This is a genomic window from Paracoccus angustae (assembly GCF_042648745.1).
GTDB lineage: Bacteria > Pseudomonadota > Alphaproteobacteria > Rhodobacterales > Rhodobacteraceae > Paracoccus > Paracoccus angustae.
The window spans coordinates 14,240-29,861 of record NZ_JBHRXY010000033.1 but is presented as its reverse complement, the minus strand read 5'-3'; the positions used below and the strand labels follow the sequence as shown (position 1 = coordinate 29,861).

General features: G+C 62.3%; 15 protein-coding genes. 10 read left to right on the top strand and 5 right to left on the bottom strand.

The window, feature by feature from the left end:
* Positions 1–104: 104 nt before the first annotated feature.
* Together ACFOM8_RS19280 and ACFOM8_RS19275 are read left to right on the top strand one after the other, a co-directional pair.
* Positions 105–293 carry a hypothetical protein gene (locus ACFOM8_RS19280; protein ID WP_377763901.1) on the top strand — a complete coding sequence of 63 codons (189 nt, stop codon included), beginning with the start codon at positions 105–107 and terminating at the stop codon, positions 291–293.
* 83 nt (positions 294–376) lie between these two features.
* On the top strand, positions 377–1,546 hold the full coding sequence (locus tag ACFOM8_RS19275) for a Gfo/Idh/MocA family protein (RefSeq protein ID WP_377763899.1): 1,170 nt from the start codon (positions 377–379) through the stop codon (positions 1,544–1,546).
* Positions 1,547–1,767: 221 nt separating this feature from the next.
* On the opposite strand, the gene iolG is transcribed toward ACFOM8_RS19275, so the two are convergent.
* From iolG to ACFOM8_RS19260, 3 genes are all read right to left on the bottom strand, one after another.
* Positions 1,768–2,757, bottom strand: coding sequence for an inositol 2-dehydrogenase (gene iolG / locus ACFOM8_RS19270; RefSeq protein WP_377763898.1), 990 nt, complete (start codon positions 2,755–2,757; stop codon positions 1,768–1,770).
* A gap of 1 nt (position 2,758) precedes the next feature.
* Positions 2,759–3,772, bottom strand: coding sequence for a Gfo/Idh/MocA family protein (locus ACFOM8_RS19265; RefSeq protein WP_377763896.1), 1,014 nt, complete (start codon positions 3,770–3,772; stop codon positions 2,759–2,761).
* Positions 3,773–3,882: 110 nt separating this feature from the next.
* Entirely contained in the window at positions 3,883–4,914 is a 1,032-nt protein-coding gene (locus tag ACFOM8_RS19260; RefSeq protein ID WP_377763895.1) for a LacI family DNA-binding transcriptional regulator, read from the bottom strand.
* A 117-nt stretch (positions 4,915–5,031) separates the two neighbouring features.
* Here ACFOM8_RS19260 and ACFOM8_RS19255 point away from each other — a divergent pair, with 117 nt between their 5' ends.
* Both ACFOM8_RS19255 and ACFOM8_RS19250 read left to right on the top strand, forming a co-directional pair.
* Positions 5,032–5,991 (top strand): sugar phosphate isomerase/epimerase family protein, encoded by a 960-nt coding sequence (locus tag ACFOM8_RS19255; RefSeq protein ID WP_377763893.1) that lies wholly within the window; start codon positions 5,032–5,034, stop codon positions 5,989–5,991.
* A gap of 97 nt (positions 5,992–6,088) precedes the next feature.
* Positions 6,089–7,054 (top strand): substrate-binding domain-containing protein, encoded by a 966-nt coding sequence (locus tag ACFOM8_RS19250; RefSeq protein WP_377763892.1) that lies wholly within the window; start codon positions 6,089–6,091, stop codon positions 7,052–7,054.
* 37 nt (positions 7,055–7,091) lie between these two features.
* Here ACFOM8_RS19250 and ACFOM8_RS19245 read toward each other — a convergent pair whose 3' ends face one another.
* On the bottom strand, positions 7,092–8,114 hold the full coding sequence (locus ACFOM8_RS19245; RefSeq protein WP_377763891.1) for a Gfo/Idh/MocA family protein: 1,023 nt from the start codon (positions 8,112–8,114) through the stop codon (positions 7,092–7,094).
* Positions 8,115–8,206: 92 nt separating this feature from the next.
* Entirely contained in the window at positions 8,207–9,247 is a 1,041-nt protein-coding gene (locus tag ACFOM8_RS19240; protein WP_377763889.1) for a LacI family DNA-binding transcriptional regulator, read from the bottom strand.
* Positions 9,248–9,542: 295 nt separating this feature from the next.
* On the opposite strand from ACFOM8_RS19240, the gene ACFOM8_RS19235 reads away from it, so the two are divergent.
* The 6 genes from ACFOM8_RS19235 to ACFOM8_RS19210 all read left to right on the top strand — a co-directional run bounded on the left by ACFOM8_RS19235 (position 9,543) and on the right by ACFOM8_RS19210 (position 15,620).
* Positions 9,543–10,517: a substrate-binding domain-containing protein gene (locus ACFOM8_RS19235; RefSeq protein WP_377763888.1), complete on the top strand. Its 975-nt coding sequence runs from the start codon at positions 9,543–9,545 to the stop codon at positions 10,515–10,517.
* Between the two features lie 78 nt (positions 10,518–10,595).
* Positions 10,596–11,603, top strand: a complete 1,008-nt coding sequence (locus ACFOM8_RS19230; protein ID WP_377763887.1) for an ABC transporter permease — start codon at positions 10,596–10,598, stop codon at positions 11,601–11,603.
* Between the two features lies 1 nt (position 11,604).
* Positions 11,605–12,423 carry an ATP-binding cassette domain-containing protein gene (locus ACFOM8_RS19225; RefSeq protein WP_377763885.1) on the top strand — a complete coding sequence of 273 codons (819 nt, stop codon included), beginning with the start codon at positions 11,605–11,607 and terminating at the stop codon, positions 12,421–12,423.
* Positions 12,424–12,491: 68 nt separating this feature from the next.
* A complete protein-coding gene (locus tag ACFOM8_RS19220) occupies positions 12,492–13,391 on the top strand; it encodes a sugar phosphate isomerase/epimerase family protein (RefSeq protein ID WP_377763884.1) in 900 nt (299 codons plus the stop codon).
* Between the two features lie 10 nt (positions 13,392–13,401).
* Positions 13,402–14,424 carry a Gfo/Idh/MocA family oxidoreductase gene (locus ACFOM8_RS19215; protein ID WP_377763882.1) on the top strand — a complete coding sequence of 341 codons (1,023 nt, stop codon included), beginning with the start codon at positions 13,402–13,404 and terminating at the stop codon, positions 14,422–14,424.
* A gap of 23 nt (positions 14,425–14,447) precedes the next feature.
* Positions 14,448–15,620, top strand: coding sequence for a Gfo/Idh/MocA family protein (locus ACFOM8_RS19210; protein ID WP_377763881.1), 1,173 nt, complete (start codon positions 14,448–14,450; stop codon positions 15,618–15,620).
* Positions 15,621–15,622: the final 2 nt, after the last annotated feature.

Below are 15,622 nucleotides of genomic sequence, written 5' to 3'. Positions count from 1 at the left end.
CATAAGCACGTGCTTAGGCATGTGCCTAAGCCTCCATGGTTATGCCTGGTGTCCGGTCGAAAGGGGGGCCAGTTCACTATCTACAGGTCGATCATTTCGCGGGTATGGTCGAGTATTTTTCCGATTGTATCCTGTCGGGAATGCCGCCGCATCTCGACCCGACCGAGGGGCTGGCCGATGTGCGTATTCTTCGGGCGATCAAACGGGCCACCGAGACCGGTCAAACGCAGAAACTGGCACTGTTTTCCGTTGATGGTTCGATCTGCCGGTCGATGATCCGTGCTCTGCCCTGATGTGAAACAATCAATGACCGGACGGTATTGTCGGCACCGGGGTTTTAATCTGAGCGGATATTTCGGTGCGAAGGGGTCCGGTCATGAAATCTTTGGGAATTGCGATCATAGGTGCGGGAATGATCGGCGGTGCGCATGGCGCTGCCTATCGTCAGTTCGCCCACCGCTTCGGCGGGGATGGCATGGAACTGCGTTGCGTTTGCGATATGAACGAGGCATTGGCAGGCGATCTGGCGCGCAAATACAGTTTCCGGAAAACCGCCCGCGACTGGAAACAGGTGATTGGCGATCCGGATATCCATGTCGTCTCGGTCTGCCTTCCAAATTTTCTGCATACCGAGGTAACGCTTTCGGCTTTGCAGGCCGGCAAGCATGTGCTTTGCGAGAAGCCGCTGGCGCTGTCGGCGGCAGAGGCGCGTCCGGTACGGGATGCGGCTCTGGCGGCGGATTGTGTTTCGGGCACGGTTTTCAATTATCGTCGCATTCCCGCGCTAAGCGATATACGCAAACGGCTGACCACGGGGGATCTGGGCAAGCCGGTGCAGATCTCGGTTCTGTTTCAGTGCGATTACGCCGCGGATCCGATGCTGCCGCATTCCTGGCGCTATGAGTTCGACAAGGCCGGACCGGGGGCGCTGCTGGATCTGGGAACCCATGCGGTCGATATGGCGCGCTTCATGTTCAGCGACATAAGCGAGGTTACGGGTGCGATCTCGACCATTTCCGTGCCCGAGCGGCATCTGCCGAAAGCTGCGACGTCCGGGCACGGGCATGTCGACCTGTCGGATGAGATGGCCAAAGTCGGTAATGACGATGTGATGTCGGGGCTCCTGCGCTTTGCGAACGGTGCGCAGGGCTTTGTCTCGGCCAGTCGGGTCGCCGTGGGATCGGGCAACCGGCTTGCGGTTGAGGTTCACGGAACCAAAGGAACGGCCCGGTTTACAACTGAGATGCCGTCCTTTTACGAGCTTGCGTTATTCGAGGCCGGCCGCCCGTCGAATTTTGTCCGGATGCCGAACCGGCCATCCTCGGCCTATATCGGGCAACTGGCGCCGGTGCCGCATGATCTGGCCTCGATCGGCTATTCGGAGGTTTTCGGCTATCTGATCCATGAGTTTCTGGAGGCGGTCGCCGAGGGTCGGGCGCTTGAAAATGGCAGCATCGAAGACGGATATCGCGCCGCGCAGGTTCTGGATGCGATCCAGACAGCCAGTGTCGGGAATGCGCCGGTGAAGGTGGACTGGCAGGCGTGATACGCTTGCTTTGCGTCAGTCCTGAGGCGAAGCTCTCGCCTCAGGACGGTCATCCGGCTTCGGCCCTGTTTCGCTGTTCCGGGTTGCGGCTGGGCCTTTGGTCACCTCGATGATTTCGGGCTTGAAACCACGAGCGATGCGTCAGCCTATCTGAGCAAGGCGGACTGGCCATCCGGCTCAGATCGTCAGCACCAGCCTGGCCAGTTCCTCCGTCCGGGTAGTCAAACCGTCACCCGCCGCCCGTTTTCCACCGACTCCACACAGGCATTGGCCAGCCGCAGCGCGATGACTCCGTCTTCGCCATTCGCCGATGGTGGGCGGTCCTCGGCGATGCTGGCGATGAATTCGGCGATTTCGGCGGCGTAGGCCGGGACATAGCGGGTCATGAAGAAATTCATCAGCGGTGCCGAGGTATATCCCTCGGCTGTCCCGACCCGCAGCGTGTTTTCATGGAAATTGGCCACATCGACCACACCTTCGCTGCCATGCACCTCGACCCGCTGGTCATAGCCATAGCTGGCGCGGCGGGAATTGGTGATGACGGCCTGCCTGCCGCTGGCAGTTTCCAGAATTACGGTGGCGCTGTCGTAATCGCCGATTTCGCGCAGCTTCGGCTCGATCAGGATCGAGGCATGGGCCGATACCGCGACCGGTTCCTCACCCAGCATGAAGCGGGCCATGTCCAGATCGTGGATTGTCATGTCGCGAAAGATCCCGCCGGATCGCGCGGCATAGGCGATATCCGGGGCGCCGGGGTCGCGCGATGTGATCGTCACCATCTCGACCGCGCCGATCCGGCCTGCGTCGATGGCATGGCGGGCGGCGGCGAAATTCGGATCGAAGCGGCGGTTGAAGCCCATCATCAGCTTCACGCCTGCATCGCGGGCGATGTCCACGACCTGCTGCGCGCGGAGAGTATCCAGATCGACCGGCTTCTCGCAAAAGATGTGTTTACCGGCGCGGGCGAGTTTTTCGATCAGATCGGCATGAGTATCCGTGGGGGTGCAGATCAGCACGCCGTCCACCTTGTTATCCGCAGCGATCTCATCGGTGCTGCGAAAGGCGGCTCCGCTGCGGGCGGCCAGTGCCTGTGCCGCGGCCGGCATCGCATCGGTAACGGCGACCAGTTCCGCGCCGGAATGTGCGGCGATGGCATCGGCATGGACATTGGCAATCCGGCCGGCGCCGATCAGGGCAAGCTTGACTGTCATCTCAGGCTCCTTTCACATCGGCCCAGTCGCCGGATTCCGCCGACGCGAACACCGCGTCACAAATGGCGGCATTGGCGCGGGCGTCTTGCAGATCGAAATAAGGGGTATCCTCGCCCCGGATCGCGCGAGAAAAATTGGTGATTTCTTCCTCATATTGATCCAGCGCCGGGAATTCGAGCGTGGTGATCTGCGAATTGGCATGATCGGCGGAGGTATCAATCTGGATCAGGTTCGGCTCCTTGCGCGAGGGGACATAGGCCTGCGGCAGGGTGATGAAAGCGCGTTCACAGACGATCTGGATGGACTGAGACGATGCCTGGGCGAGTGAGACCATGAACGTCGCCTGACGGCCATCCCCGAAATCCATGATGACCGAGGTGAACAGATCGATCCCGGCGGCATTTCGCTGCATCAGCGCCATGACGCGCCGGGGTTCGGCGTCGAAGACATAGCGCGCAGCCATCGCGGTATAGGAACCCAGATCGTAATAGGCACCGCCACCCCATTCGGGCTTTTGGCGGAAATCCTGATCATTGGTCATCATGAAGGACAGCAGCGATGAAAATGTCAGCGGTGCGCCATATTCGTCGCCGCGCAGGATCTCGCGCAGGCGTATCCAACGGGGCTGGTTGCGCACCATGAAGGCTTCGGAGACTTTCAGCGCCGGGTCGATCCCTTCCAGCGCCGCATATTCGTCCGCGCGCATGGCACCGGGCTTTTCGATCAGCACATGCTTGCCGGCCTCGGCCGCCCTGCGCGCCCATTCGACATGCAGGTGGTTGGGCAGGGCGATATAGACGGCCTCGACATCAGGATCGGTCAGGACCTCGTCATAGCTGCCCCAGGCCCGCGCGATCTTGTGCCTGTCGGCCATGGCTTGCGCCCGCGACAGATCACGTGCCCCGATGGCCACCGGTGTTGCATGGGCGCTGTTGATCATGCCGGGGATCACCGCGCCATCGGCGATCCGCGCGGCGCCGAGAATGCCCCATTTGACCGGATTGATCTGTGCCATCGCCTTCCTCACATTTCTGCACTGCCGCTTCATGAGCGCGACGACAGTTGTGGCACGGGCCTGACTGGAGGAAAGCGCGTTTGATGATCGAAAACGATCAGTGTCCGGGGTCAGATTTGGGGGACCTCGGGGATGTTCTCAGGGCCGTACAGCACCGCTTGCAGCGGTTTGGTGTCGTAGTGATCATCCTCTCCCAGATCGGCAAAGTCGAAATGCTTGAGGATGTGATTGACCGCCACCCTGGCCTGCAATTCGGGGTTCTGGTCGATGGTCAGCGACATGATCCCTTCGCGCAGCAGTGCGGCGCTGTACTGTGTCAGCTCATGCCCGACAAAGACCGGCCGCGCGGTCAGGATATCGGCGCGGATGGCTGCCGCAACGCCCAAATTCCCGGCGCCGACATTATAGACGGCGACGATATCGGGATGGGCGGCGAACAACTGGCGCAGCCGCGTTTCCGAGCGGTCACGGTCGTCGCGGCCCTCGACAATCGCGGCAATGGAAAATGTGCTGTGGCCGGTCAGATAGGCCTCAAGCCCGCGAATGCGGTCGTCGTGGGATTGCAGTTCGCGTGTATTGCACAGCACGGCGATGGGACCTGCGGTGCGCGCCATTTGCGTCATGAAATAAGCAGCCGAGCGTCCGGACTGAAAATGATCCGGCCCGGCATAGGCGATGCGGGCCGAACCCGGCACATCGGAAATCAGCGTCACAACCGGAATGTCGCGCGTTTGCAGCGTAGCGACCGCTTCGCGAATGACCGGGTCGTCAGGCATGTACGCGATCACTGCATCGCAGCTTGTCCGACGCAGGGCGCGGGCAACGGTCTCGGCGCGTTCGTCCTTCAGGATGGTGCGATGGATGATGATCGACGCATCCAGCAGCGTTGTCAGCCGCTGAAACTCATGCCGCATTCGTGCAATCAGCGGCAGTTCGGGGCGGGCCAGCATCACCTCGATACGGATCGTGCGGTGGTGGCGTTCTGGGAGGATGCGTTTCAGACCAAGATCGCGCGCCGCCTGCAGCACCCGGCGGCTGACCTCTATTGAAACATTGCCACGTTCGTTGATGACCCGGTCGACGGTGGCCGAACCGACGCCTGCCCGCGCCGCGACGTCCTTCAGGGTAACCTTGCGTGACATGTTTCCTCCGGTTTCGCGAAGGATAGGCGGCGCTCTGATCGAAAGCAATCAGCCGCGCCAATGCGTGTCCCGCCGTGTCCACTTACCTTTAGGGACGGGCAGTCGAAAGGGATGCTTATGAAGATAGGTTTTGTTTCGGACAGCCTTGGCGGCCTGTCCTTCGAAGAACTGCTGGATCAGGCTGTCCGGATGGGCGTACAGGGTGTTGAGGTCAATACCTGCGGCTGGTCCACCGGCCCGCATTTCGATATGGCGGCGATGAAATCGGATGCTGCCGCACGCCGGGCCTTTGCAGATGCATTCGAGGCCCGCGGGCTTGAGATCATCGCGCTGAACGCCAATGGCAACCCGACACACCCGACCGAGCAGCAGCAGGGTGAAGGCTTGCGCGACACCATTCGGATCGCGGGCGAAATGGGGCTGAAGACGGTCTGCACCATGTCTGGCCTGCCTGCGGGCAAGGCAGGCGATGACATGCCCAACTGGGTCGTTTCAAGCTGGCCGCCGGAAACGCGCGCCATCCTCGATTATCAATGGAACGAGGTGCTGATTCCGTTCTGGACCGACATTGCCGCATTGGCCAGGGAATGCGGGGTCGAACGGATCGCGCTGGAAATGCATGGCAATCAATGCGTCTACAATGTGCCGACGCTGCTGCGCCTGCGAGAGGCGATCGGGCCGGTGATCGGGGCCAATCTGGATCCCAGCCACCTGTTCTGGATGGGGGCCGACCCGCTGATGGCCGCAGATGCGCTGGCCGGCGCGATCTATCATGTCCATGCCAAGGATACGCTGCTTAATGCGCCGGTGCAGGCGACGACCACCCTTCTGGAAAATGGCGGGCTGACGGATATTCCGGCGCGCGCCTGGTCATATATCACGCTGGGTATCGGGCATGATGAAACCTGGTGGCGTCAATTCTGCTATCGGCTGAAAATGGGCGGCTATGACGGCTGGCTGTCGATCGAGCACGAAGATATCATCCTGAATTCGCTTGAGGGGCTGGAGCGTTCGGTCGAACTGCTTCGGCGTGTCGCGCCCGTGAGGCCAGCCGATTTCCAGTTGCAGTCGATTTGAAGCACTGCGACCGCTTGATTGGTTTCGATCATGCCTTGGCTGTCCCGGTGATTGCTGTCGGACGAATAATGAACCCGGACATAAAGGGAGGAAACCAATGTCTTCAAACAAATTCGGTCTGAAAGCCCTTCTGGCCGGAGCTGCGCTGGCCGTTTCCGCGGCCGCGCTGCCGGCGGCCGATATCGCGGTCATTGCGGGTTCGGCCAATGACGAATTCTTCAATCGCGTCAAGAAAGGCGTGGATCAGGCGGCGCTTGTCGTCGAAGCGAACGGTGGCTCGGTCAATTACCTGCCGACGCAGAACTACGATAATTTCGGTCCCGATCTGGTCGGGCTGATCAATACGGCGGTCGGGCAGGGAGCCGAAGGAATTGCCATCCCGATCTGGGTGCCCGAGGCACAATTGCCTGCTTTGCAGGCAGCGGCCGAGCAGGGTGTGAAGATCATGGTCTATAATTCGGGATCGGCGCATCAGAAGGATGTCGAAGGCATCAACTATTTCGGTGCTGACGACTTTGTGGCCGGTGTCGCGGGTGGCGAGTATCTGGCGCAGAACGGCGCGAAAAAGATCCTGTGTCACATCCATGTGCCGGGCGCGGTCAATCTGGAAAGCCGCTGCGATGGTGTGACCGAGGGGGCAGAGGCGAATGGCGCAGAAGTCGTCCGCCTGCCGACCCCCGCGAATATCGATTCCGATGCCACTGCCACGGCAGAGGCAATCAAGGCGGAATTGCTGAAGGATTCGTCCATAGATGCCGTCATCACCGGCGCCGCATGGGCCTCGGATTCGGCGGCCATCGCGATTCAGCAGGCAGGGCGTCCGGTCATGTTGGGTACCTTCGATCTCAGCCCATCGGTGCTGGGCCGGATTCAGGACGGAACGCAGAAGATGGCCATTGACCAGCAGCCCTACCTGCAATCCTTTCTCGCCACGACCATGCTGGCGGCGCATATCGATTTTGGCACCGAACTGGCCACCAATCCGGTGCTGACCGGCCCGGCGATTGTCGATGCCAGTAATGTCGAGGTGACGATGCGGGGCGTCGAGGCGGGCGCGCGCTGATCCGAAGTGGCGGCGGCGTGGGTGCCGCCGCCCTTGTTTACAGGCTTATTTCGCGGCCTTCCGTCGCGCTTTGGCGCGCGGCGTCGAGAACCTGAAGCACCGCTATGGCCTCGGCAGGCGTAACCGGCGGCGGGGTCCCGTCGCGGACCGCGCGGGCGAAGCCTTCGTAATAATCGTGATAGCGGCCCTGTTCGGATGGCACAGGTTCCTTGCCGTCATCGGTGGCCAGCAGGCCCCAGCGTTCTTCGGCCTCGTAACCCCATCCTGCCGGATCATCTGCGGGCCGTTTGCCTGCAAAAATTGCCTGTGCCTGCACATCCGTCTGGGCCGAGCGATAGCTGCCGCGTTCGCCATAGGCCACGAATTCCTTCGCGTCGATCCCGTTGATCTTGCTTGAAACAAGCTGCGAGAATGTGCCGCCCCGATGCCGGATCGAGATGACAAAGCCCGCATCGGTCGGACCTTCGGGCAGGTCGATCATGTCCAGATGCGCATGGACCGAAACGGCGGGCCCCAGAAGCCAAAGGATCTGATCGACCATGTGACTGCCCAGATCGCGCAGCAACCCTCCTTCCGGACCGGCCTCCAGCGTTGCCGGATCGTCCTGTTCCATCCGTGCATGGATGCGCCACAGCCGGCCAAGGCGGCCGCTGTCCAGCACTTTCTTCAGCGTCTGTACGTCGGTATCGAAGCGGCGATTGTGAAATACGCCCAGCACCACGCCCCTGTCTCTTGCGGCGCGTTCCAACTCGCGCCCCGTATCGGCGGATGGCGCGAAGGGTTTGTCGGCGATGACATGGACACTCGCGGCGATCGCCTCGAGCACCAGTTCGCGCCGGGTCCCGGGCGGCGTGGTGATGGTCACCGCATCCACGCCCGCTTTCAGCATCTCGGCCAGGCTGGCATGGATCGGCAGACCGGGATAGTCCGCCTTCACCCGTTCGATGGTGGCAGGTGCACGGGCAACGATGCCCGCCAGTTCAACGCCCTTGGCGGCCTTGATGAAGGGCGCATGAAAATGCCGCCCGCCCGTGCCATAGCCGACAATTCCGATACGCATGAGACCCTTTCATTTGCGCGCGACATTGCGCGAATATTGTCAGTTTTGGGCTGTCAAGATGAGCAATCCATACCCGCATTGATGGAATGCCATCACACGCTTTCTGGCGTGATGATCTCAAGCGGGACGATGCGCTGACGTACCGACACTGCGCCGCGGCTGTTCAACGCGGCAACCATCGTGTCGATCAGCTCATCCGAGCTTTGCCGCAGCGGATGGCACAGCGCCGCCGTGATCAGCCCCTCGGTCAGACCCTTCCGGGTTTCGGGGCCGATATCCCGGCAAACGACGCGCACGCGGTGCCCGCGATCACAGGGTTTCTCGCGCAGCGCCCGCAGCACGCCCGAGATGCCGCCTCCCGCGATATAGATGCCGCGCAGATCGTCGCCGGTTTCCAGCAATTCTCGGACCATCCGATAGGCCTCGTCGGGCTCTTCGTGGGTCGGGCGGCTGTCGTCGATCTGCAGATGCAGGGCATGCTCTCGCATATAGGATCGAAAACTGGCGTCGGACACGTCCTGGCACTGATAGCGGTGATTGCCGATGAACAGCGCCACCCGGCCCGGGGCCTGCGCCGTCTGGGCGATGAACCAGGCGGCGGTGCGGCCCAGCTTCCAGTTGTCCAGCCCGACATAGCCGGCGCGATCCGGGGCGGACAGGTCGGTGATATAGGTCACCACCGGCGTGCCCAAGTCGCGCAGGGCGCTGATCTGCTGGCTGATCAGCGGATGATCGCCCGCGACGATCGAGACCGCATCGCAATCGCGGCCAAGCGCCCCCAGACGTTCCGCGATATTCGTCGGGTCGAGGCGGTCGATGAAATCGACCACGGGTTCGACCTTCGCATCGCGGCGCCGCCGCGCCGCCGCAATGATCTCGTCGCCGAACATCCGGTACAGCTCGCGCGTGGATTGCTGCAGCAGAAAGCCCAGCCGGTAGCGCGGCAGAGCCTCGTTCTTGCGCGCCTCGATTACGCCGAGGCCGTAAAAGCCGATCCGCTCGGCCGCGTCGCGTACCCGTTCGATGGTGGCTGCGCGCACCGAGGCGTTGCCGCTGATGATGCGGTTGACGGTCGCGATGCTGACGCCGGCGGCATCGGCAAGATCGGCGATGGTGGGGCGCTTGTCGGCCATGGCTGTCTCATTCCAGATATGATATCAAAAGACATGTAAATATCATTATGACGCAAGAAATATTTCTTTCCTAATTCATAAATGCTATTCATGTGTCAGCGCAACCGCTTTGCGGACTGATTGGTTTCGATCAGATCCCGATCTTCTCCGACAGCGGTTCAGCGCGGATAATCGGACTGCGACGCAAGGCTTTGCGCGCCCCGATTACGGGATGAGGCGCTCTGCCCGGCGGGCATGAGTGTTCCGGCGAAACGTCACATCGGGCCGAGCCGGACGGCCTAACGGGAGGATACCGATGAAACTCAACGGAAGGCGCGTTCGCGCCCTGCTGGCCACTGCCGCTGTCGTGGTCGCTTCCACCGCTGCCATGGCCGCCGATATCGCCGTCGTCGGCGGACGGGCCGACGAAGAATTCTGGAACCGCATCAAGAAGGGCATCGACGATGCCCGCCATGTCGTCGAGGCTAATGGCGGCACGGTCAATTATCTGCAACTGCAAAGCTACGACAATATCGGCCCGGATGCGGCGCAGCTTGTCCGGACCGCGATCAGTCAGGGCGCCGATGGTATCGTCGTGCCGAACTGGGTTCCCGAGGCCGAGGATGACGCGATCAAGGCGGCCATTTCGCAGGGTATTGCCGTGATCCTGATGAATGCCGGAAGCAAGGAAAAGGCGGACGAGCTGGGCGCGATCAACTATGTCGGGTCGGACGAGTTTGTCGCCGGCAAGGCGGGCGGCACCTATTTCGTCGAGAATGGCGCGACCAATGTCATCTGCGTCAACACCGTTCCGGGGGCAGCCAATCTGGAGGCCCGCTGCGCCGGCGTCATCGAGGGCGTGACCGAGGGCGGTGGAACCGCCGAACAGCTTCCGCTGCCGGCCTCGTCCTTCGGCGACCAGACCGCGATCGCCGAGGCCATCAAGGCCACGCTGCTGCAAAACCCCGAGATCGACGGCGTGATCAATATCAGCGCCACCGATGGCGATGCCGGGGCCAGCGGTATCATGCAGGCCGGCAAGCAGGGCAGCGTCATCCATGGCAGCTTCGATCTGAACGGCGCCGGATTGCAGCGCATTCAGGCCGGCACCCAGACCTTTGCCATCGACCAACAGCCCTATCTGCAATCGCTTCTGGCGGTGCAACTGCTGGCCTCGCATGTCGATTTCGGGACCAAGCTTCCGACCTCTCCGGTGCTGACCGGGCCAGGCATCGTGGATGCCTCGAATATCGAAACCACCCTTCAGGGTGTCGAAAGGGGCGCTCGTTGAGCGCCGGTGCCATCGTCATCGCATGCTGGATGAACAGCGGCGACCGACGCCTGCCTGGCGCGACACAAGGACAGCACCATGAAAAACCTTGATTTCGGAAATCATCTGCGCCGGCCCGAGGCGGGCGCGCTACTTGGCCTTCTGGCCGTTCTGGTCTTTTTCGTCATCTTCGGCGGCGTCAATTTCCTGAAGCCCGCCGGAACGGCAAGCTGGCTGAACGTGGCCGCCAACCTTGGCATTGTCGCCCTGCCGATCGGGCTGCTGATGATCGCGGGCGAACTGGACATCTCGATCGGGGCGATGATCCCCGCGGGCTCGATGACGGTGGCAATCCTGTCTGGCCACTACGAACTGCCGATCTGGATCGGGATGCTGGGCTCCATCGCGGTGGGTATCTGCGTCGGGCTGATCAACGGGCTTCTGGTGGTCCGCACCGCCGTGCCGTCGCTGATCGTCACGTTGGGGATGCTGTTCGCGGTGCAGGGGCTGACGCTGGGCTTTTCGGTGCTGCTGACCGGCACCACCTCGGTCGCGCTGACCGCGCCCGACTGGGCCAAGTTCCTGTTTGGCCAATTCATCGCCAATTCGTTCCAGGTCATCATCCTGTGGTGGCTGGCGATCACCGCGATCTACGTCTTTTTCGTGCACTACTCGCCCTTCGGGAACTGGCTGTTCGCATTGGGCGGCGACAAGGTCAGTGCCCGCAATGCCGGCATCCCGACCGACCGGCTGACCATCATCCTGTTCATCCTGTCGGCAACCAGCGCCTCTTTCGTGGGCATGTGCCAGGCGATCCTGTTTAACTCGGCGCAGGTTTCGGGCGGGATGATCTTCATCTTCAACTGCATCATCTCGGTGGTGGTCGGCGGGGTGCTGCTGACCGGCGGCTTTGGATCGGTGATCGGGATCTTCTTCGGCACGATCACCTTCGCCATCGTCAACCAGGGCATCTATTTCACCGATTTCGACCGCAACTGGTCGTCGCTGATCATCGGCATCATGCTGCTGCTGGCCGTTCTGATGAACAACACCTTCCGGGATATGGCGCTGAGCTACACCCCGAAGAAAAAGAAGGGAGGGGAATGACATGGCGACCCCCATCCTCGAGCTGGAAAACGTCGACAAATCCTTTGGCCCCATCGACGTGCTGCACAACATCAACCTGCGCGTCCATGCCGGAGAGGTGCTGTGCCTGTTGGGCGATAACGGCGCCGGGAAATCGACGCTGATCAAGACGCTGGCCGGCGTGCACAAGCCGACATCGGGGACAGTGAAATTCGACGGCCAGCCGGTCGAGTTCAACAACCCCAAAGAGGCGCAGGAAATGGGCATCGCGACGGTGCACCAGTTCGGCGGCACCTTTCCCCTGATGTCCATCGGGCGGTCCTTCTTTGTCGGGGTCGAGCCGACCAGGGGCTGGGGTCCGTTCAAGGTCTATGACCGCAAGACCGCAAACGAGATCGCCGTGAAGGCGGTGCAGGATTTCGGCATCACCCGCATCGACGATGGCGACCGGCTGATCGGCGGTCTGTCGGGGGGCGAGCGTCAGTCGCTGGCCATCGCCCGCGCGGTCCATTTCGGCGCCCGCGTGCTGATCCTGGACGAACCCACCGCCGCACTTGGGGTCAAGCAGGCTTCTCACGTTTTGCGCATCGTGCTGGAGGCGAAGAAACGCGGCCTCGCGGTGATCTTCATCACCCATCAGGTGATGCACGCGATGACCGTGGGCGATCATTTCGGCGTGCTGATCAAGGGCGCTCTGGCCGCCGATTTCCGCAAGGGCGAACGCTCGCGCGAGGAGATCACGGACCTGATGGCCGGCGGCGAGGCGCTCGCCGATCTGGGCGAGGAGGTCGAGGAATACATGGCCAGCCATGACGGCCACGCCCCGCCGCCCAAGCACTGACCCAAGCCGGGCGCGGCCCTCGCGAGCGGCCCATCCTGACAATCCAAATCTTATCTCAAGGTGATCCCATGAAAATCGCCCTCGACCCGTTTATGCATCGCCACCTGCCGCTGGAAAACCTGCCCTCGAAGGTGGCGGAGCTGGGCTATGAGTGGATCGAACTCAGCCCGCGCGCCGATTTTCTGGAATGGTTCAAGGCGCCGCGCGTCTTCCCGGACCGGGTGAGAAGCTTCAGAAAGGCGCTTTCCGATGCCACTGTGGGCATTGCCAGCCTGTTGCCGATGTATCGCTGGGCCTCGAACGACGAGGATGAGCGCCGCGCGGCCATCCGCCACTGGAAACGCGCCATCGAGATCGCCGTGGAACTGGGCGTCGACACAATGAACAGCGAATTCGGCCGCGGCCCGCATCCTGACAAGGGGTCCTGCTATTGCTGCCACACGGGCTCCATGATCGAGGCCTGCGAGGATGCCTGGTGGCGCTCGATCGAGGAACTGGTGCCGATCCTGGAGCGCGAGGGGATCAACCTCAATATCGAGCCGCATCCCGAGGACTGGACCGAGTCGCTGCAACCCTCGCTGGACCTGATCCGCACGGTGAACAGCCCGCGCGTCAAGTTTCTCTATTGCACGCCGCATACCTTCTATTTCGGCGACGACACCGCGGCGATGCTGCGCGAAAGCGCGGATGTGCTGGCCCATGTCCATATCGCGGACACGTTCAACCACAAGGCGTCTTCGGGCTTGCGCTATATCATCAACCCGCCCGGCTCGCAGGCGCGGGTGCACCAGCATCTGAACATCGGCCAGGGCGAGGTGCCCTGGGACGATTTCTACCGCACGCTGGCCGAGATCGGCTTTGACGGCGTGATGACCGCCTGCGTCTTTGCCTGGGAAGAAAAGGCCGACGAAAGCGGCAAATTCATGCGCCGCGAGATGCAGCGCTATGTCGATCAATACTTCAAGTGAGGGGGACGCCATGACTTTGCAAATCGGCGTCATCGGCACCGGCATGATCGGTCAGGATCACATCCGCCGCCTGACGCAGGTTCTGTCCGGGGCGCGGGTCGTTGCGGTTTCCGATATCGACCGCAGCCGCGCCGCGTCGGCCGCGCCCGAGGGGGCCGAGGTTTTCGAGACGCCGCAGGCGCTGATCCGTTCGGACAAGGTGCAGGCGGTTGTTATCTGCTCCTGGGGACCCGCGCATGAAGAGCAACTGCTGGACTGCATCGCGGCCGGCAAGCCGGTCTTCTGCGAAAAGCCGCTGGTGACCTCCGAGGCTGCCGCCTTGCGGGTGATTGAGGCCGAAGTGGCGCATGGCAGCCGGCTGGTGCAGGTCGGCTTCATGCGCCGGTTCGACGCGGACTACCGGCGGCTGAAGGCGGTGATCGACGGCGGCAGCCTTGGCGCGCCGCTGATCTATCGCTCGGTCCATCGCAATGCCTCGGTGCCCGAGCGGCTTTATACCTCGGACATGCCCTTGAACGATACGCTGGTCCATGACGCCGATATCTCGCGCTGGCTGCTGGGCGACGAAATCAGCGGCGTCGAGGTCCGCGTCCCGCGCCGCAATTCGCGCGGCAATGAATTGCGCGATCCGGTGATGGTGCTGCTGCATATGGGCTCGGGCGCGATTGTGGATGTCGAGATCAGCGTGAACATCGCCTATGGCTATGACATCCGCGGCGAGGTCAGCTGTGAACAGGGCGTCGCGGCGCTGCCCAACCGGCCGGCGGTGGTGGTCAGCGATGCGCATGGCATCCGGCAGGCCATCCCGGAGGATTGGCGCGAACGCTTCATCGAGGCCTATGACCAGGAATTCCGCGAATGGATCGTGGCGGCCGGGCGGGGCACGGCCACCGGCCCCAGCACATGGGATGGCTATGCCGCAACCCTGGTCGCCGATGCGGCACTGCGCGCCGTGGAAAGCGGCGCGCGCGAAGATATCCGGATGATCCAGAAACCCGGCCTTTACGACCGGACCGTGAAAGCGGCGGCGTAGGGCACAACAGAAAGTCGTATAAGATGTATAACGGCGAGCTACTGATCGAGCGGCCCCTGCGTTGGGGCATGGTGGGCGGCGGTCGCACCGGGCAGGTCGGCTACAAGCACCGCAGCGGCGCGCTGCGCGACGGCACCTATCGGCTTGTCGCGGGGGCCTTCGATCTGGATGCCGATCGCGGGCGTGATTTCGGCACCAATCTGGGGGTTCAGCCCGACCGCTGCTATGCCACATATCAGGATCTGATCGCGGGCGAGGCGGGGCGCGACGACGGCGTCGAGGTGGTCTCGGTCGCGACGCCCAACTTCACCCATTACGAGATCACCAGGGCGCTGCTGGAAGCCGGCATCCATGTGATCTGCGAAAAGCCGCTGTTCTTCACTGTCGCCGAATGTGAAGAGATCGCGAAACTGGCGGCGGAAAAGGGTCTGATCGTCGGCGTGACCTATGGCTTTACCGGCCATCCGCTGGTGCGTCAGATGGCGGCGATGGTCGCCCATGGCATGCTGGGCGAGATCCGCATTGTCGATCTGCAATACACCCACGGCTTTAATGCGGGCGACGATACGGATGCGGGCGAGGCGGTCAAATGGCGCACCAACCCGAAAACCGCCGGGCCGACCTTCGTTCTGGGCGATATCGGCACGCATCTTTACTACCTCTCCGAGGTGGTGCTGCCCGATCTGAAGATCGAAAGGCTGCTTTGCGACCGCAAGGCCTTCATCCCCTCGCGCGCCCCGCTGGAAGATCACGCCACGGTGCTGATGCATTACGACAACGGCGCCCGGGGGCGGCTCTGGGTCAGTTCCGTCAATGCCGGAAACATGGGCTCGCAGCGCTATCGGTTCGTCGGCTCGAAAGCGTCGGTCGAATGGTCGGACGCCCATCCGGACCAGCTTTTCTACGATGTGCAGGGCGAGCCGAACCGCATCCTGCATCACGGCATGCCCTATCTGGAACCGGAAAGCCTGGAGGTGGACCGTATGGGCGCGCTGCATACCGAAGGTCTGGGCGACAGCTGGGCCAATATCTACCTGTGGATCGCGCAGGCCATCGACGCGAAACGGCGCGGTGACGAGGCGTTCCTGAAAACCCATCGCTATCCGGGGATCGAGGCGGGCACCGAAGGCGTGCGCTGGCTGGAAAACTGCGTCCGCTCGGCCGATGCGGGCGCGGTTTGGGTCGATTTCGAATAACC